Origin of the sequence: Chryseobacterium sp. (genome assembly GCF_022869225.1) — a bacterium.
Lineage (GTDB): Bacteria > Bacteroidota > Bacteroidia > Flavobacteriales > Weeksellaceae > Chryseobacterium.
In genome coordinates this window covers 4,041,074-4,057,749 of record NZ_JALIHL010000001.1, presented here as the reverse complement: position 1 = coordinate 4,057,749, position 16,676 = coordinate 4,041,074, and the positions used below count along the sequence as shown (strand labels likewise).

The window sequence follows — 16,676 nt, the reverse complement described above, 5'->3', positions numbered from 1 at the left end:
TGGAAAGTACCCGCAGATTTCATAAGTATCTGGTGGTGGTTGCAGACTGGCTGGCGTGATAACCACCCCGTCAAAAATTCTTTGAATTTTCGCCACCCCTCCAAAGAAGGGGAATTCTCCCCTCTTCAATGGTGATATTCCGGGGAACCTAAAGATTTTCAAAAGCTTATATGTACTTTTATACCCAAAGCAGATCACTTCAAACAGGTAAAGCATTTTAAAAATTTTTGTGACTTTTGTGGTTGAAATCAGGCAGACTACTCTTCTGCCGGTTCAAACAATTCGATTTTATTTCCCTCCGGATCCAGAATGTGTACAAACTTTCCGTATTCATAGGTAGCTACCTCATCCAGCACCGTCACACCTTCTTTTTTCAGCTCTTCTACCAGTGTTTCAATATTCTCTACATGGTAATTGATCATAAATTCTTTTGTGGAAGGCTCAAAATATTGCGTAGACTCTTTAAAAGGGCTCCAAAGCGTGTATCCTTTCTTCCCGGAATCTGCTTCTTTCCAGTCGAATTTAGTACCGTATGGACTCGTTTCCAATCCCAGGTGGGTCTTATACCATTCGTTTACTTTTTCAGGTTCTTTACACTTAAAGAAAATTCCTCCGATAGCGGTTACTCTTTTCATTTTTATTCGTTTTTGTTTAGTTTATATACAATGGAATGCAAATCCGGATCGTTTTGCAGTTTCACAAATATATTAATGTTTTTATAGGATTATGATACTTTATACGAATTTAATTTAATCGTGGTTATGGATCGAATGCTTTGCGTTTTAAAAACTGAGAATCTTATTATGTTTTTAAAACGCAAAGGCGCGAAGGATATTAAAAACAAACGGCTTTAGGGCGCAAAGATTGTATCTCCGATAAAATTGATAACGTTTTATCCCTGCTGAAAATCTTTGATTTTCTTGCGCCTTAAAAATTATACATCAGGATAAAAAAACCTTGTGCCTTCGCGATTATCCAAAAATAAATCCATGAAAAAATGACAGCTTATTGGAAACGCAAAGGCGCGAAGGATATTAAAAACAAACTGCTTTAAGGTGCAAAGATTGTATCTCCGATAAAATTGATAACGTTTTATCCCTGCTGAAAATCTTTGATTTTCTTGCGCCTTAAAAATTATACATCAGGATAAAAAAACCTTGTGCCTTCGCGATTATCCAAAAATAAATCCATGAAAAAATGACAGCTTATTGGAAACGCAAAGGCGCGAAGGATATTAAAAACAAACTGCTTTAAGGTGCAAAGATTGTATCTCCGATAAAATTGATAACGTTTTATCCCTGCTGAAAATCTTTGATTTTCTTGCGCCTTAAAAATTATACATCAGGATTAAGAAAACGTTGCGTCTTTGCGCTTTACCAACAAAAAAATTGCTATAATAGCTGAAAAAGAAAAAGCGCACCCACCGGGCACGCTTCGTATTGTATAAACTGAATACTATCCGTGTAATTCAGCTAAATATTTTTCTGCATCCATAGCCGCCATACATCCGCTTCCGGCAGCAGTAATGGCCTGTCTGTAGATATGATCCTGAACATCACCGGCAGCAAATACTCCCGGAAGATTTGTTCTTGAAGACCCTTTTTCAGTAAGGATATATCCGTTTTCATCAAGATCTACCTGACCTACAAAGATATCCGTATTAGGCTTATGCCCGATCGCGATGAAGATTCCCTCAACGTCTATTGTAGAAGTCTCCTGAGTCTGGTTGTTGATCACCACAGCTCTTTCTACCAAGCTGTTCTCCCCTTCAATTCCAATTAACTCATGGTGGAATTTCACTTCGATATTCGGAGTGCTTTCTACTCTGTGTACCATTGCTTTTGAAGCTCTGAAAACGTCTTTTCTCACCAATAGTGTTACTTTTCTGCATAATTTGGCAAGGTAAGTAGCCTCTTCTGCTGCCGTATCTCCTGCTCCCACTACGACAACGTCTTTTCCTCTGTAGAAGAACCCATCGCATGTCGCACAGGCAGATACTCCGCCTCCTGCATATTTTTTCTCGTCTTCAAGACCTAAATATTTTGCTGTAGCTCCCGTAGAGATAATTACTGTTTTTGCCAGGATCTCTTTGTTTCCTGCATACAGTTTGTGAACACCGCCTGCTTCTTTGGAAAATTCAGCTTTAGTGATCATTTCATAATGAACCTTTGTCTCAAATCTTTCTGCCTGTTTCTGCAGATCCATCATCATTTCAGGACCTGTAATCCCGGCTGGATACCCTGGAAAGTTGTCAACTTCTGTAGTGGTTGTTAATTGTCCGCCCGGCTCCAAACCTGTATACAATTCAGGTTTTAAGTCTGCTCTTGCTGCATAGATAGCAGCTGTGAAACCAGAAGGTCCAGATCCAACGATCACACAATCTAAAATGTTTTGCTCCATAATTTACTTTGTTCGAAAAAGATTGAATTAAATTAAGACCGCTAATTTCGTAATTTTTACTGTCTTTTAAAGTTATTTTAATGATACTTGTCAATATCTAATATGTCAAATGTCGATTGTTGTTGCGGGGTGCAAGGTTCAAGATTCGGGACTCATGGGTTAAAACTTTCGGGGTATTATTTCTAACAGCTCATACCCAAACCTGTATCTATAACTCGCTACCTCATATCTCCACCTCACACTTTCATCTTAATCTTATCTACATTAATAATTTTGTAAACCAATTCTTTGATCAGTTCTGCCTCTCCCATATTCACCGCCCCAAGTCCTTTTCCTTTCATATCGAATTCTCTTAAGATGGAAATGACTCTGGTTGCATGTTTTAAGGGATACAGCCTGGCACTTTCTGCGTAATCTTTTACAAAATACGGATTGACTCCCATCTGTGAGGCAATGACCTGTGGCGGCTGACCTGCCATGGTCTGGTAGATAATAACATTTGAAAAATAGTTGTAAAGACTGGCCAACAACATCACGAAAGGGTTGTTTTTCGGATTCTTACCCATAAAATGGGCTATTTTGAAAGCTGCATTGGCATTTTTCGTTCCCAAAGCCTTTTGAAGTTCAAAAACATTGTACTCCTTACTGATTCCGATATGGTTTTCGATAATGGTTCCGTCCAATACCTCGCCTTCTTTAAGGATGATCTTTAATTTATTCAGTTCGTTGGCAATCCTTGAAAGATCGTTTCCAAGATATTCTGCCAAAAGATGGGAAATATTGGGGGCTGTTTTAATGGTAAGCTTTGTGCATTCATCAGCGATCCATTTCGGAAGGTTGCTTTCCTTTACCGATTCGCTCAGGAAAAGAGCTTTGGCCTTATCTAAGGCTTTGGCCGCTTTCTTTCTGCTGTCCAGTTTCTTATGTTTATGAGCAAAAACCAACACCGTAGAAGGCACCGGATTTTCTACATACATTTCCAGAATTCTGTTTTCCTCCTCACCGAATCTCAGATCCTGAGCTTCTTTAACGATGATCACCTGCTTGTCCCCCATCATCGGAAACTGTCTTGCCAGAGAAAGAACTTCCTGGTATGAAGTATCTTTTCCGTAGGTAACCGTTTGGTTGAAAGCTTTTTCATCTTCCTCCAAAAAGTTGTGTTCAAGGGCTTTTACAGCGACATCAATAAAGTAGGCTTCTTCTCCATGAAAAAAATAAATAGGTAAAACTTCTTTATTTTTAATATTTTTGAGGATTAAATCTAATTCTTTCATCTTATAAATGGAACTTCCAAAACTGAATTTTCAGGAAACTTTTGATTTTAAATTCAAGAAAGACAAAGATAAGTTTTTTATTTATGATTTGGTTCGTAAAACTTATCTTCTGCTCACTCCCGAGGAATGGGTCAGACAGCACTGGATACATTATTACCTTACTGTAAAATCCTATTCTGCATCGGCATTGATCACCGAGAAAAAGATCATTTTAAACGGCTTAACGAAAAGAATCGACCTTCTTATTACAGAAAAAACAGAACCTGTCATCCTGATTGAATGCAAGGCTCCCCAAATCAAATTAACAGAAAAAACATTTGAGCAAACGGCCCGCTACAATTCCATTATCGGAGCTAAAGAAATTATTCTGACGAATGGACTCCAGCATATCAATGCGTATTATGAAGACGGACAGTATCAGTTTTACAGACCATAGTAAAGATTCTTTAAAGCATTAGTGAGTACCATTCGGCTTCTTCTCATTTTTTACGGATGAGCTTCCCGGGGAATATCAAAAGCTATAACAATCACACTACAATTAACTTAATTCAAAATATAATAATTAATATGAAAATTAAGAATATCATATTCGATTTCGGAGGAGTGCTGATGGATTGGAATCCCAGATATTTTTTCAAAGAATATTTCAAAGACAATGAAAAAATGGAATACTTCCTGGAAAATATCGCTCAGTCTGAATGGAATGAAGAACAGGACAGAGGAAGAAGCCTTTCGGAAGGAACAGAGATTCAGATAAAGAAATTTCCTGAATGGGAAAAGGAGATCAGAGCTTACTATGACAACTGGACGGTGATGCTTAAAAGTGATATTCCTCAAAATGTGGAAGTACTGAGAAAATTGAGAAATACGGAATATCAAGTGTTTGGGCTAACCAACTGGTCTGCAGAAACCTTTCCCTATGCTCTTGAAAATTATGATTTCTTTCAAATCTTTGACGGTAAAATTGTCGTTTCCGGAATAGAAAAAATGATCAAACCTGATCCGAAAATATGGCATGTATTGCTGGAAAGATATCATATCCATGCTAATGAGTCGGTTTTCATTGATGACAATCCTAAGAATATTGAAATGGCACAATCTTTAGGCTTTCATACGATTCACGTCCTGCCGGATACAGATCTTGAACAGGAATTAGCGGGCTTAGGGGTAAAAATTTAATTTACGGCATAATCATATATCAAATCCTCAATTAAGTTATTTTCATTAATTTAGTTGAGGATTTTTATTAATAATCATTTTCTTAGATTTTAAAAATATATCACCTTAATCATTGCTAAATTATAAAATATGATACGTTCAATCTTATTAACTACATTGATCATGGCTTCAGGAACATTTTTCAGTCAAAAGCTTAAACCGGTTTCCTATCAGGACGGCTCACAAAAGCTGAACGGCCTGGTTACGTCTAATGCAGGAAAAAAACTTCCGGGAGTTCTGATTCTTCCGGCCTGGAAAGGAATTGACGAGGAAGCAAAAACAGCAGCTCTTGAGCTTGAAAAGCAAGGTTACATCGCGTTTATTGCTGATATTTACGGCGAAGGAAAAATTCCTGTTGACAATGAAGCTGCCGCAAAAACCTCAGGCTATTATAAGCAGAATTATAAAGAATATCAAAAACGGATTTCTTTAGCCCTGGAACAATTGAAAAAAAATGGGGCAATTTCTGATAAAACAGCTGTTATCGGCTATTGTTTTGGAGGTACCGGAGCTTTAGAATCAGCCAGAGGGAAATTACCTGTAGCAGGAGTAGTTTCCATTCACGGAAGTTTGGCCAAGGACCAGACCAGAAAAAATGAAAGTTTACCCGTGAAAATTCTGGTTGAAAACCCGGCGGATGATAAAAGTGTCAGCCAACAGGACTATGACAACCTCATCAAAGAGATGAATGAGGGAAATGCTGACTGGCAGATCATTACATATGCCCATTCAAAACATACGTTCACAGATCCCAAGTCCCCGGATTACAATGAAACAATGGCCAAAAGAGCGTGGAATCATACCTTACTATTTTTAAAAGAAATTTTAAAATAAAATTCAATCCGGCACTCCGAATGATAAGTTTAACAATGTATCTATCATGATCTGTACAGAGCCATTGAGCCATTGATACATTGTTAAACTATTATATTGTTAAATGGTTAACTACTGCTTAGCCTCTAATTCAACGTCATATTTCTTTGGAGAATATTTAGTCAGAGATCCTGTGGCAGCATCAATTCCGATACCTATTGCTCCCCCGAGAATAATGTTTAGCAATGATACCGGATTAAAAGTTTTTGTAAGCTTCACCTCTTTCTTATTAAAACCTTCTTTTTCAAACGTAACCGTTTGTTTGCCTAATGATCTTGTGATTTCAGCAGTACATGGAGTACTACATTTCTCAACTCCCTTATGGAATACCACAGCTCCCTCAGGATTTGAATTGAAAGCTATTTTATCTTTGGTCCCGGTAAAGATCGTTGCACATGAGGTGGCAGAAAGCGCGATGCCCAGTAATAATACAATAGATAGATTGTTTTTCATGTTTAAAAGTTATTTTTCAGCCCGCGAACTTACAAAATAAATTCAAACAATGAGTATTAATATATCCACAAAATCATTCCGCCTTAACATTTCCTCAACAATACATTACAAAAAAAGCAAATTTGCTGATTCGCGAATTTGCCTTTTTTTAATCTTTAATAAAAAATAATCTTAGTCTACTCCTTCCTCTTCCCTGTTGACCAGTTCCATAGAAAATGCGGGAATGCAAATGGCAAGATATTCACAAGCTTCTGAAAACGGATTGCTGTACCGTATTCTGGCTCCTTTTTCAATCAGGATGCTCTGTCCTTTTTCAAGAACGACGATTTCGCCGTCAATTTCAAATTGTTTTTTTCCTGAAATAATATAGGTAAACTCATCAAACTCCGGTGTCTGATGCGGTTCGCTCCAATCAGGAGGAGCTACCATATGAGCAATGGAAACATTGGAATTTCCGGTAGAGTTTCCCCAGTGTTCTTCGATCAGTTTTCCGTCTGTCGTAGGAACGATAAATGGAGACTGCTGGATTTTATATTTTTTCATACCAATCTTCTTTTTTGATTTCGTACACAAAATTAGTTCTTGCGGGTTCTGCAAAATAGGCCACTTCTTCTTCAGCAATCTTTTTACCGCCCAATCTTTCCAAAGCGGTCTGTGAACGGAAATTTTCTTTTCCGATATGGAAATGAACCTTATCTACAAACTGGAAGATATAATCCAACATCAGTTTTTTAATCTGTGGATTGATCCCTTTTCCCCAGGATCTCGTTCCGTAAAAAGTATAACCGATGAAAATATGGCTGTCATTTTCGTCAAAATTATAATAACGGCTGCTTCCCAATACATCTCCGGTCGCTTTCTCAATAATTTTAAAAGCTCCTCCACTTTCCATAGCTCCCAAAAAGAAGTTTTGGAATACCTCTTTCTGATAACGGTCTTTGTTGGGATGCTGTTCCCAGACCTTCGGATCTGAAGCTACTTCATATAAAGATTCAAAATCCCCTTGCTGTAAGGGGATTAATTGAAATTCTTCATTCTCTAAAACAGGCTGAACAGAAAAATTCATTATTTAGCTTTTTTAGAAGAATCTGATTCTATTTTCTTGATCTCTTTCAACTTATCAGAAATCTTGATCACGGTATCCAGTTTTGACGGCTTCAAAGGAACTTCCGCCTGCATATAATCCCACTTTAATACTAAATTGGCTGAGTTTTCATCTGTAGGATTCAAAGTGATTTCAAACCACTCCTGCTTATCTGCCAATTTATTGACCGGTACTGTAACGTCTACTACATCCTGTTTCGGATCATACGTATAAGCACCCCATTGCTGAAAATCCTTGTTCAGGATAACTTTCCATTCTTTTTCTGTAGGGATGATAAACAATCCGTACGTTCCTGCAGGAACAATTTTTCCTCCAAAGTTAATGGCCTGTCCGAAAGTAACTTTCGTGGATGAGTTAGCTCCCGCTCTCCAAACCTGACCGTAAGGAACCAGGTCTCCAAAGATCTTACGTCCTTTCACTCCCGGTCTTCCATAGTCGATGGAGATTTTAGACATTGAAAACTGCTGTTCCACCTTCTGACGCGGGCTCGCTGCCGGTACGGAATAATCCTGTGCAAAACTGAATGCTGAAACTGATAGGCAAACTGCTGCTAATAACTTTTTCACGTGTAAATTTTTGTTTAAAATTACAAAAATCAAAACAAAATAGCTTTCTCCAATTCCAATAATTTTTGTTTTTTCCGGATTTTTCTGCCATCACAAGGGCTTCCCATAACCGGCAACAGGGTATTATAAATGCATACTTCATTGATCAATCCTTCATGCTAGCTGTTAAAAATTTTGCTTTTTTTAATAGGCTTTCCCTGTCTGAGCATTATGGAATGGTAAACCGTTGGCACATCATGGGTCCAGTCTTTCAGGATCAACAGTAGAACCCTGACGTCTGAGTTTCTGAGTTGAAATATGAAGATGTCTTGCTATATTCCATCAAAAATATCAGTCAATAATCCTATGGATAAAAGAACGACAGCAATTGTCTGATAATTTTCTATTTTAATAAGACTTAAAGAAATGATGATAAGCCCAATAATAAGTCTCGAAAAAATTAAGATCAGCGGAATTTTTGATTTCATAAAAATGGGTAAACTTTCTTCAGAGGATAAAGATCATCTATAAAAATCATTTTTTGAAGAGATTTCTAAAAAAGAATGGCCTGCTCCAGTTCCAGCAGCTTTTGTTTTCTCCACATTCCGCCGCCATAGCCCGTCAGCTGGCCGCTGCTTCCAATAACCCGGTGACAGGGGATGATAATAGAGATCTTATTGAAGCCGTTGGCATTGGCCACCGCCCTTACTGATTTTGGATTCCCTAAAATATCAGCCTGTTCCTGATAGTTTCTTGTAGCTCCATAGGGAATTTCCTGCAGAATCTTCCAGACTTGTTTCTGAAAAGCCGTCCCTACAGGGGAAAGAGGAACTGTAAATATTTTTCTTTTCCCTTCAAAATATTCGGAAAGCTCATTTTCCAACGTTATAAAATGAGGGTTTTCTCCCTGGACAATATTGGCATTATAATGTTTTGATATCCCTTTCAGTTCTGTAGGAAGTGCTTTCCTGTCAGAAAATTCCAGGAGGCAGATTCCGTTTTCATCAGCACAGGCTATCATGGTTCCAAGCTTTGTTTCAATCCTTTTCAGGTCAATGATTTTCTCTATTTTACTATTCTTGGGGGATGCTCCAAAAATATTTTTAAAACTTTCATTGAACCCGCTAAGGCTTTCATATCCTGTATCCAGGGCTACATCGGTAACAGATTCCCCCTGCCGGAGCTTTTTAAAAGCTGTATTCAGCTTAAACATTCTCTGGAAAGCGTGAAAAGTGATGCCATGATGTTTCAAAAACCATCTGCGGACCGTTGCCGGTTCCAATCCCCTCTTTACAAGATCATCATCTTTGAGTTTCAGTGACGGATCTTCAGAGATCTCCTGCAATAATTCTTTAATAGACTGAGGAGTGACATTAAGGTTTTCCAGTGGTTTGCATACCTTACAAGGCCGGTATCCCTTCATCATAGCATCTTTTGTATTGGAAAAAAACTCTACGTTTTCAAATTTGGGTTTGCGTGCCGTACAGGTCGGTCTGCAGAATATTCCGGTGGTCTTTACACCCATCCAGAATATGCCTTCAAACGAAACATCTTTAGTATAAGAGGCTTCGTACATTATTTTTTCAGTAAGTTTCATGGGTACAAAAAAGGGTTGAAAAACTTCTGTTATTGATGATCTCTGTGCTTATTATTTCCAGCTCATTGTAAATATGCCGGTTTAAAAAGCCTCCTGAAGTAATTCTTTTCACTCCTAATGCAGTAAGCGTATCAAAATCAGGCAAATCTGGCAGCCCCATTACATTGACCGGAAGAGAAGTAGCATTCACAACTGTTTTGATATCATTGTCAACAGTCATTCCCGAAACAAAGATTCCGTCAGCATTAAGTTTTTCAAAAAGTTCAGCTCTTCTTAAAGTTTCCTCCAGTGCATTGTCAATACCCAGTAAAAAAGGATCTGTTCTTATATTGATAAAAATGTCACCCCGCCTTTCTTTCAATCCCAAAAATATCTTTTCAAGTTTCTCATAGAAAGCTTCTCTGTCCATGAGCTCTCTTTTACCCTCCACCACATAAGTATCTTCCAGATTGATCCCTGCAACACCTATGTCCAAAAGCTTTAGAATATTGGATACAATGATATCATCTGCAGGGCCATATCCTGCTTCTAAATCAACAGACAGAGGAATTGAAACTGATTCTTTAATTCTTTTAATCATATAAAAATACTCTTCGAAAGTCATCTGCTCTCCGTCCTCATATCCCAAACTCAGGGCTACTGCCGAACTTGAAGTTGCCAACGCTTTATATCCTGACTTTTCAAAGGCTCTTGCACTTTGTGCATTCCATACATTACCTAATAATAAAGGTTCTTTTCCCTGATGTAAACTTTTAAAACTGATCATTATTATTTTTTTCAAAAGTAGGAGTATTGTTGGGCACTGAGCAACCGAAAAATGAACAGGTATTTTTGAAGGATATGTAACAGCCTTTTTGCAGAGGAAACCCGCAAGATGGTGTAGAGAATTTCCGTTTAAAACAAAATAGCCTTTTCCAGTTCCAGTAACTTTTGCTTTCTCCAGATTCCGCCGGCATAGCCTACCAGCTCACCGTTTGAGCCAATAACCCGGTGACATGGGATTAAAATAGCAATCTTGTTGATTCCATTGGCTGTTCCCACCGCCCGAATCGCTTTCGGGTTCCCCAAAAATTCGGATTGTTGTTTGTACGTTCTTATTTCTCCCATTGGAATTTCGCGGAGAAGCTGCCACACCTTTTCCTGAAACTCAGTTCCTGTAATAAATAAAGGAACATCAAATTTCCGCCTTTTTCCTTCAAAATATTCTTCCAGCTCTTCTTCCAGCTGATTGAAAAGCATATGCTCTTTTTCTATTATCTCAGCATTCAGAGCTTTAGACAACGAGGTAAACTGCCTTGCCATATTTTTCCGGTCTGTAAATTCAAGCAGACAGATACCCTGATCTACAGCACAGGCTATCATTTCTCCAAGCGGAGTAGATATGGTTTTTTGATAGATGATTTCCATTAGATTAAAATTAATACTTTTTGGGAGTTCAGAGCTTCAATTCTCAGAAGTTTTTCAGAATCTGTTCGGTTTGTGCCATATGCCTCAGATTGTGATAAATCACAAAACGAAGGGTGTCCCCCAGTTTCAGGTTGATCCATTTTGAAATACTGATCCGGGTTTTCGTTTTTTCCAAATCGATATGTCCGGCTTTTTCCAATAGTTCAAGCAATTGCTGCTGCTGGCCCGCAAATTCATTTACCACCTCTTTATTGAGCCGGCTGTGAATCGGATTCATGGTTCTAAGGGTCTTCATCTTATTTAATTTTTCTTTAGGAAGCATGCTTTCAGCAAAATAATTCCCTAAAAAACCAGGGGTAAAAACAGGTCTTGGAGATGATTTGGATGAGGAAATTTTACGGCTGATCTCAGGAATATAAAAATTACCGTAACGGTTAAGATGTTCCAGGCATTCCAGTATACTCCAGCTGTCTGCTGAAACCCTGAAGTTCAATTCATGATCAGGTTTCTGTAAAAAAGTGTCTGCAGATTGTAAATGCTGTTCGGTAATACGCTTTAGCTCATCTAATAATTGTGAAGTTAAAATTTTCATGGAAGCTTTTTGTGCAAATGTCAGAATCATTTTATTCTTAAATATTGATTGCGCTCAAGATTTTTTAAGTCTCGATAAGGTTTCCGGTGACATCCGGAGATAATTGGCAATATATTTATTGGGAACTTCCTGGAAAAGCTGTGGGCTCCTTTTTAAAACTCTTTCAAAACGTTCTCTCGGGGAATGGATCAGAAGGTCTTTTTCTCTTTCCAGCTGCTGTAAAACCACATCTTCGAGAATATTTATCCAGAATTTCATATTTTCCTCACCGGAACAGATCAACTCATAAAAATCTTTTTTTGAGGCTATTTTTACAGAGGATCTCTTAATAGCCTGTATACAAAGATCTGACGGCTTTCCTGACAGAAATGAATCTAAAGAAACAATCATATTTCCGGTATAGCCAAACCGGATAATCCTTTCTTCCTTTTCATCCGTCATAAAGATCCTGAGACTTCCGTTTTCTATAAAATAAATATGAGTATCCGTACTTCCCGGAATCTTCAGAAACTCATTCCTCCTGAATTCTTTCTTTTCCCAATGAAGTCCGCTCTGAAGCAATTTATCTACCATTTCATTTTGTTATTTGTCATTCCAAAGATAATGGGTAAATTTAAAGTTTTAACACCATCACATCAATGCTCAAAAAAACAGGTCTTTCGCTGCTGCTTTTTGCCGCTGTTTTCAGTATAAAAGCCCAGCAAACCATTCCCTTCAGACTTACCAAATACAATAACATTATTGTAAAAACTCTTGTCAATAAAAAAGATTCACTGGATCTGATGTTCCAGATCGCCATGAAAGACGGATCTCTTTCTCCTGAACGACAACGGAAAGCAGATCATATCATTTTCAATAAAAACGAAATAAGCGATCATAATACAGTTGATATAGGAAAACTGACGTTGAAAAATGTCCGTTTTTTTGATAATGAGCTGTCCGGCTATGAAGCTGACGGAAAAATAGGCACCGGGCTTTTTGAAGGAAAGACGTTTAAAATTGATTATGATCACAACCAGTTTGTTATTTACGATCAGAAACCGGATCTCAAAGGATATCAGCCTGTTAAGATTATCTACGATCATGAGGCGTTTTATATTTCCGCCGATAATGTTATTGACGGTGAAAAACAACAGGAATCTTACTTTGCCCTTCAGTCCGGATATTCCGGCGGCGTGTTATACAGTAACGAATTCACTGAAAAACAGGACCTGAACCAGAAACTCAAAATAACCGGAGAAAAGATACTGAAAGATTCCGGAGGCGAAAGCCTGATTATCAAGCAGGGAGTTCTTCCTTTTTTGAAACTGGAACATTTTGTTTTTAAAGATATTTCGGTAGGATTTTTTACCGGAGAATTGAAAAATCAAAATGTCAGCTATTTTGGAGCAGATATGCTACGGAGATTTATCTGGATCTTTGATGCCGAGAGAAAAATGGCTTACATCAAACCCAGCAAATACTTTTCAGAGTCTTATTACAAAATGAATTAGAATATTATAAACACCTTAATGTTAAGAATGATAATAAAGATCAAAACTGCCGCAGCACTTTTATTTTTTCAACTGGTTATTTTGAGCTGTCAGAAAGAAGAGAAGAAAACGGTTGCCACAGAAACAAAAACCACGAAGGATACTATAAAAACAGTAAAAACTGAAGAGAAAATAGATGATACAAACTTTAATATTTTCAGCCTGTCTATCATTTCATCAGCAGAAAAAGAGGCTGATATGAATATTTTTATTTCTGTTTCAGATATCTATAAAGGAGTGCAGCCTATTCCTGCAGATATTATTAAAAATCATAAGCAGATGTCTTTTGAAGAACTGCAGCATTTTGAACTGGATGCTCCCAGCAGAAAAAAAATGCTTAAGGGCATTCATCTTACGGAAAATGACTCATTATATATTTATGAGTATGAATCTAACAAGCTTCAAAGAATGCCGCTCAGCCAATTAAAAGCTGTAGCTTATTTAAGTCCTTATTCAGATAGTGATGAAGTAGATCCGGAATCTTATATGATGGGATTTCAGGTAGCCACCCACCGAAAAACAACAGACTACGACCGATATAATAATGCCATCGCTTATTTTGGGAATAAAAATCCTTTCGTAGAAAATAAAATGAAAGCAGTGAAATGGCAAAAAGCCACTGCTGATATTTCAAAAAAATATTTTACCCATTCAAAATTTACCCAGGGAAAAACCTACCAGTCACAGTATGAAAATTTGACCTATTATCTGCAGGATTATCTTGAAGAAGGAAATACTGTAGAACGCAGACTGGTAGTCATTGATGATCATAAAGAAAAGATTACTGAGAAAACATTCAGCCTTGCAGGAAGTGATGGCGGAGAATTCTTGCCTCTTTATGGAATAGATGCTGATGAAGCCAATGTTTCCCAATGGACAGGTCTTCTTTTCAAAGGAAAACCTCCTGTTATTTTTGGATTTCTTGCACAATCTTTTGGCTGTCCCTCTATTAGTTTTTTAGATAAAAAGGAGAAGGATTTTCTGATAAATTGTGATAACAGGCATTAAGAAAAGCTCTTGAAAAGAATCTGCTGTGGATAGGCTTTTAAAATAAATCTGCTCAATCAGCAAAATCTGCGAGAGAACATTCAATAGGAACGGGCTTCCGCCCGTTTTTTTAATCAACAACCCATTTAGCCAAAACTTAATTTTAGCATTATAATGCAAAAAAAGCAAATCGGTTCATGAACCGATTTGCTTTTTTATTTCAATTATTATTTCTTAGAATAATATTTGTCTTTCAGATTCATAAAATAGGTTTCGGATTCTTTGAAACCATTACTCTTCATGAATTTGATGACCACATTCAGATAATCTTCCGAAGGAGTAAATTCCGCACCCATTCTATCCGATAATTTTTTATAATCTTCTTCTAGCAATTCCGGATTTTTGGCCAACTGCTTGATATCCGTTCTGAAGCCATTAAATATAAACTTCAGCGCTTCATAATTTCCCGGGTAAGAAACCGTACCGTGGACTTCTCCTTCAAAAAAACGATGTTTATAATTCAGAGATCCGTTTTTCTCTACAATTTCTTTAAATTCTTCAATCGCTTCCGTCATATCAGAGTTCCAGTTTTTTTGCCGTTCACCATTATCAGCCTGAGAAACATATAAAGATTTCTTTGCCGGGAATTTTTTATTCTTTTCTACATATGCTTTCGTTCTGGAAATTAAAACCTTGTTATCCCACCATAAGCTCGGATCATTCGCCACATAAGCATTGAAGTAATCAGGGTGATTAAGAAGTGTATTAATTGCAAACAGTCCTCCGAAAGAATGTCCTGCTAAAACAGAATACTCCTGTGTTCTATAATTTTTATTGATGAATGGCTTTACCTCTTCCTGCAGGAATTTTACAAAATTTTCGCTTCCGCCGCTGTCTGCAAAAAGACTAAGATTTGGGTTTACAGGGCTTTTTTTCTGAGATTTTGTTGGAGTAAGGTCTCTTGTTCTTTCCGTATTTTTGATCCCCACCACAATACATTCCGGGATATCAGCATACGGTGTCCGGGCCAGGAAATCGGTCATCCCAGCATAATATTCAAAGTTGATTTCTCCGTCCAAAAGATAAATCACAGGATATTTTGCAGGGCTAATGGTATGGTCTCCGTACGTTTTTGGAAGATGAACCCAGATTTCTCTGTTTTCATTTAAAACTTTTGAAAATAGCGTTTGCTTCTCTCCTATATTTATCTTTTCCTGGGCTTTTCCGGATAAAAAGAATAAAAATACGGGCAGATATAAAAATTTAAACCAGTTGTTCATGATGTGAATCTTTTCTGTGTTGATGAATATTTTTGATTTCTTTATTTTTTTTAGGAGCCTTATTTCTTCTTCCCCACCAGATCAGGAATCCTGTAACCGGAAGGCTTGTACAGATCATCCCGATAATGAACGTGAAGATCTTTCCAAACATTCCGCCCCAATACCCTACGTGAAGGTCAAAATTCATATGTTCAATCACCTCATGCATCTGAACTTCTCTGGGATAAACAATTTCATTTCCCGTGTATTTATTGGCTTCCATACTTTTTCCCTTTGACAAGGCTTTTAAGTCCTATAAATTTAGCGGCGACCACATTATAAACTGTAGATGAATCATTCCTGGGAATACTCATTCTGATCTGTTTTGCTTCAGGGAATGCTTTGAAATTTTTGTCTACAAAATCAGCATAGGATAAGGTTTTCTTCTCAGGATCAAATTCAGGCTTATACTTTTCTGCAATTGTATGAGCATCAGCAACCCCTCCAAAAGCTTCCTGGGTAAGATCTGTTAAAACCTTGTAAGCCATAATCAATCCTGTAATAGTAATAAATACCGCCGGCAGCAAGGAGTAAAAACCAAAAACATTATGAAAATCGTAGTTCTTTCGTCTCCATTTTGTCCCTGATTTTATTTTAAATGCTGCAGTTCTTGTCGTCCTGTTCCATTTTTTAGGCCACCAAAGAATCAGGCCGCTGATCAATTGTATGAAAAATATAATTGAAGCTACTCCCACGACTGTTTTCCCAAACTTTCCGGCCAATAACTGAGCATGGATGTGAGCCACTACATAGAAAAATTCGTAGCTTTTTGTAGAACCCATCACTTTTCCGGTATAAGGATCAAGATAATGGTAGGCAAATATTCCTCTCGGACCGCGGCCTTTGCCTTTAGGCTTTTTGGCGTTCCCAGCGTTCTTATCCTTAGGCGGTTTCGTTGCAGAAGCTACTCTGAAGGTTCTGTCCGCTTCTTTATAGGTATCAAAATAAAATGCTTTCCTGTCCGGAACCTGCTGATGGAACTGTGCAAGCAGCTCCTCAGGAGACCTCTTTTTTGCATGGGCCGGAGCCTGCACATATTTGGCACTCCCGCCACATAGATCTATAATTTCGTCACAAAAGACAAATACCGTTCCCGAAAGGGTCACCGTCAGTACAATAATCCCGGAAACAAGCCCGAGCCAGAGATGCAGCCATCCTGTGATTCTCTTCGTCAGGGATTTCCCTTGTTTTTTCTTTGGGTTAGTTTTTTTATTTTCCATATCTGTAAAAGGATGATCTCTTGAGATAGCGTGTTGGACAAACGCAAGGAAAGATTTTATCTTTAAAATTTGATACTTGTTTCTTAGCACGCAAATTCCAAGCAGACTTATAATCTCCCGCGAGATGATTGCTGAAAATCTTTGCTTTTCTTGC

At 37.7% G+C, this 16,676-nt stretch carries 20 protein-coding genes; 5 read left to right on the top strand and 15 right to left on the bottom strand.

All coding sequences use genetic code 11. From position 1 onward, the window contains the following. Positions 1-257: 257 nt before the first annotated feature. The 3 genes from MUW56_RS18940 to holA form a co-directional block, all read right to left on the bottom strand. Entirely contained in the window at positions 258-635 is a 378-nt protein-coding gene (locus tag MUW56_RS18940) for a VOC family protein (protein WP_292014655.1), read from the bottom strand. An 820-nt stretch (positions 636-1,455) separates the two neighbouring features. After that, positions 1,456-2,400 carry a thioredoxin-disulfide reductase gene (gene trxB / locus MUW56_RS18935; RefSeq protein WP_292014654.1) on the bottom strand — a complete coding sequence of 315 codons (945 nt, stop codon included), beginning with the start codon at positions 2,398-2,400 and terminating at the stop codon, positions 1,456-1,458. A 236-nt stretch (positions 2,401-2,636) separates the two neighbouring features. After that, the gene (gene holA / locus MUW56_RS18930) at positions 2,637-3,674 is read right to left on the bottom strand and encodes a DNA polymerase III subunit delta (protein ID WP_292014653.1); all 1,038 of its coding nucleotides are present in this window, start codon (positions 3,672-3,674) and stop codon (positions 2,637-2,639) included. Positions 3,675-3,681: 7 nt separating this feature from the next. On the opposite strand from holA, the gene MUW56_RS18925 reads away from it, so the two are divergent. From MUW56_RS18925 to MUW56_RS18915, 3 genes are all read left to right on the top strand, one after another. After that, a complete protein-coding gene (locus MUW56_RS18925; RefSeq protein WP_292014652.1) occupies positions 3,682-4,110 on the top strand; it encodes a type I restriction enzyme HsdR N-terminal domain-containing protein in 429 nt (142 codons plus the stop codon). Positions 4,111-4,241: 131 nt separating this feature from the next. Then, positions 4,242-4,853 (top strand): HAD family phosphatase, encoded by a 612-nt coding sequence (locus MUW56_RS18920; protein WP_292014651.1) that lies wholly within the window; start codon positions 4,242-4,244, stop codon positions 4,851-4,853. Between the two features lie 129 nt (positions 4,854-4,982). Beyond that, positions 4,983-5,726, top strand: coding sequence for a dienelactone hydrolase family protein (locus MUW56_RS18915; protein WP_292014650.1), 744 nt, complete (start codon positions 4,983-4,985; stop codon positions 5,724-5,726). Positions 5,727-5,837: 111 nt separating this feature from the next. Here the strand turns inward: MUW56_RS18915 and MUW56_RS18910 are convergent, their stop codons facing one another. The 9 genes from MUW56_RS18910 to MUW56_RS18865 form a co-directional block, all read right to left on the bottom strand. Beyond that, the gene (locus MUW56_RS18910) at positions 5,838-6,218 is read right to left on the bottom strand and encodes a PEGA domain-containing protein (RefSeq protein WP_292014649.1); all 381 of its coding nucleotides are present in this window, start codon (positions 6,216-6,218) and stop codon (positions 5,838-5,840) included. Between the two features lie 171 nt (positions 6,219-6,389). Further along, entirely contained in the window at positions 6,390-6,761 is a 372-nt protein-coding gene (locus MUW56_RS18905) for a cupin domain-containing protein (protein ID WP_292014648.1), read from the bottom strand. Continuing rightward, positions 6,748-7,284 carry a GNAT family N-acetyltransferase gene (locus tag MUW56_RS18900; RefSeq protein ID WP_292014647.1) on the bottom strand — a complete coding sequence of 179 codons (537 nt, stop codon included), beginning with the start codon at positions 7,282-7,284 and terminating at the stop codon, positions 6,748-6,750. The genes MUW56_RS18905 and MUW56_RS18900 overlap by 14 nt, the downstream gene beginning before the upstream one ends. After that, entirely contained in the window at positions 7,284-7,889 is a 606-nt protein-coding gene (locus MUW56_RS18895; protein ID WP_292014646.1) for a DUF2911 domain-containing protein, read from the bottom strand. The genes MUW56_RS18900 and MUW56_RS18895 overlap by 1 nt, the downstream gene beginning before the upstream one ends. A gap of 532 nt (positions 7,890-8,421) precedes the next feature. Further along, the gene (locus MUW56_RS22885; RefSeq protein ID WP_367118539.1) at positions 8,422-9,465 is read right to left on the bottom strand and encodes a bifunctional transcriptional activator/DNA repair enzyme AdaA; all 1,044 of its coding nucleotides are present in this window, start codon (positions 9,463-9,465) and stop codon (positions 8,422-8,424) included. Further along, complete coding sequence (locus MUW56_RS18880) at positions 9,452-10,231, bottom strand: isocitrate lyase/phosphoenolpyruvate mutase family protein (RefSeq protein ID WP_292014645.1); 780 nt, start codon at positions 10,229-10,231, stop codon at positions 9,452-9,454. Before MUW56_RS18880 ends, MUW56_RS22885 begins: the two co-directional genes overlap by 14 nt. A 128-nt stretch (positions 10,232-10,359) precedes the next feature. After that, positions 10,360-10,872 carry a methylated-DNA--[protein]-cysteine S-methyltransferase gene (locus MUW56_RS18875; RefSeq protein WP_292014644.1) on the bottom strand — a complete coding sequence of 171 codons (513 nt, stop codon included), beginning with the start codon at positions 10,870-10,872 and terminating at the stop codon, positions 10,360-10,362. 43 nt (positions 10,873-10,915) lie between these two features. Further along, positions 10,916-11,464 (bottom strand): DinB family protein, encoded by a 549-nt coding sequence (locus MUW56_RS18870; RefSeq protein WP_292014643.1) that lies wholly within the window; start codon positions 11,462-11,464, stop codon positions 10,916-10,918. Positions 11,465-11,518: 54 nt separating this feature from the next. Further along, a complete protein-coding gene (locus tag MUW56_RS18865) occupies positions 11,519-12,037 on the bottom strand; it encodes a Crp/Fnr family transcriptional regulator (RefSeq protein WP_292014642.1) in 519 nt (172 codons plus the stop codon). A 65-nt stretch (positions 12,038-12,102) separates the two neighbouring features. On the opposite strand from MUW56_RS18865, the gene MUW56_RS18860 reads away from it, so the two are divergent. Further along, the gene (locus MUW56_RS18860) at positions 12,103-12,957 is read left to right on the top strand and encodes a hypothetical protein (RefSeq protein ID WP_292014641.1); all 855 of its coding nucleotides are present in this window, start codon (positions 12,103-12,105) and stop codon (positions 12,955-12,957) included. Positions 12,958-12,975: 18 nt separating this feature from the next. Then, entirely contained in the window at positions 12,976-14,004 is a 1,029-nt protein-coding gene (locus MUW56_RS18855; RefSeq protein ID WP_292014640.1) for a hypothetical protein, read from the top strand. A gap of 206 nt (positions 14,005-14,210) precedes the next feature. Here MUW56_RS18855 and MUW56_RS18850 read toward each other — a convergent pair whose 3' ends face one another. The 3 genes from MUW56_RS18850 to MUW56_RS18840 are packed head-to-tail and all read right to left on the bottom strand — an operon-like array spanning position 14,211 to position 16,522. Continuing rightward, on the bottom strand, positions 14,211-15,263 hold the full coding sequence (locus MUW56_RS18850; protein WP_292014639.1) for an alpha/beta hydrolase-fold protein: 1,053 nt from the start codon (positions 15,261-15,263) through the stop codon (positions 14,211-14,213). Beyond that, positions 15,247-15,525 carry a PepSY domain-containing protein gene (locus MUW56_RS18845; RefSeq protein ID WP_292014638.1) on the bottom strand — a complete coding sequence of 93 codons (279 nt, stop codon included), beginning with the start codon at positions 15,523-15,525 and terminating at the stop codon, positions 15,247-15,249. Before MUW56_RS18845 ends, MUW56_RS18850 begins: the two co-directional genes overlap by 17 nt. Further along, positions 15,512-16,522 (bottom strand): PepSY domain-containing protein, encoded by a 1,011-nt coding sequence (locus MUW56_RS18840; protein WP_292014637.1) that lies wholly within the window; start codon positions 16,520-16,522, stop codon positions 15,512-15,514. Before MUW56_RS18840 ends, MUW56_RS18845 begins: the two co-directional genes overlap by 14 nt. Positions 16,523-16,676: the final 154 nt, after the last annotated feature.

Coding starts and splice junctions, on each gene's coding strand:
- MUW56_RS18940 (WP_292014655.1), bottom strand. CDS start 635: ATGAAAAGAGTAACCGCTATCGGAGGAATTTTCTTTAAGTGTAAAGAA.
- trxB (WP_292014654.1), bottom strand. CDS start 2,400: ATGGAGCAAAACATTTTAGATTGTGTGATCGTTGGATCTGGACCTTCT.
- holA (WP_292014653.1), bottom strand. CDS start 3,674: ATGAAAGAATTAGATTTAATCCTCAAAAATATTAAAAATAAAGAAGTT.
- MUW56_RS18925 (WP_292014652.1), top strand. CDS start 3,682: ATGGAACTTCCAAAACTGAATTTTCAGGAAACTTTTGATTTTAAATTC.
- MUW56_RS18920 (WP_292014651.1), top strand. CDS start 4,242: ATGAAAATTAAGAATATCATATTCGATTTCGGAGGAGTGCTGATGGAT.
- MUW56_RS18915 (WP_292014650.1), top strand. CDS start 4,983: ATGATACGTTCAATCTTATTAACTACATTGATCATGGCTTCAGGAACA.
- MUW56_RS18910 (WP_292014649.1), bottom strand. CDS start 6,218: ATGAAAAACAATCTATCTATTGTATTATTACTGGGCATCGCGCTTTCT.
- MUW56_RS18905 (WP_292014648.1), bottom strand. CDS start 6,761: ATGAAAAAATATAAAATCCAGCAGTCTCCATTTATCGTTCCTACGACA.
- MUW56_RS18900 (WP_292014647.1), bottom strand. CDS start 7,284: ATGAATTTTTCTGTTCAGCCTGTTTTAGAGAATGAAGAATTTCAATTA.
- MUW56_RS22885 (WP_367118539.1), bottom strand. CDS start 9,465: ATGAAACTTACTGAAAAAATAATGTACGAAGCCTCTTATACTAAAGAT.
- MUW56_RS18880 (WP_292014645.1), bottom strand. CDS start 10,231: ATGATCAGTTTTAAAAGTTTACATCAGGGAAAAGAACCTTTATTATTA.
- MUW56_RS18875 (WP_292014644.1), bottom strand. CDS start 10,872: ATGGAAATCATCTATCAAAAAACCATATCTACTCCGCTTGGAGAAATG.
- MUW56_RS18870 (WP_292014643.1), bottom strand. CDS start 11,464: ATGAAAATTTTAACTTCACAATTATTAGATGAGCTAAAGCGTATTACC.
- MUW56_RS18865 (WP_292014642.1), bottom strand. CDS start 12,037: ATGGTAGATAAATTGCTTCAGAGCGGACTTCATTGGGAAAAGAAAGAA.
- MUW56_RS18860 (WP_292014641.1), top strand. CDS start 12,103: ATGCTCAAAAAAACAGGTCTTTCGCTGCTGCTTTTTGCCGCTGTTTTC.
- MUW56_RS18855 (WP_292014640.1), top strand. CDS start 12,976: ATGTTAAGAATGATAATAAAGATCAAAACTGCCGCAGCACTTTTATTT.
- MUW56_RS18850 (WP_292014639.1), bottom strand. CDS start 15,263: ATGAACAACTGGTTTAAATTTTTATATCTGCCCGTATTTTTATTCTTT.
- MUW56_RS18845 (WP_292014638.1), bottom strand. CDS start 15,525: ATGGAAGCCAATAAATACACGGGAAATGAAATTGTTTATCCCAGAGAA.
- MUW56_RS18840 (WP_292014637.1), bottom strand. CDS start 16,522: ATGGAAAATAAAAAAACTAACCCAAAGAAAAAACAAGGGAAATCCCTG.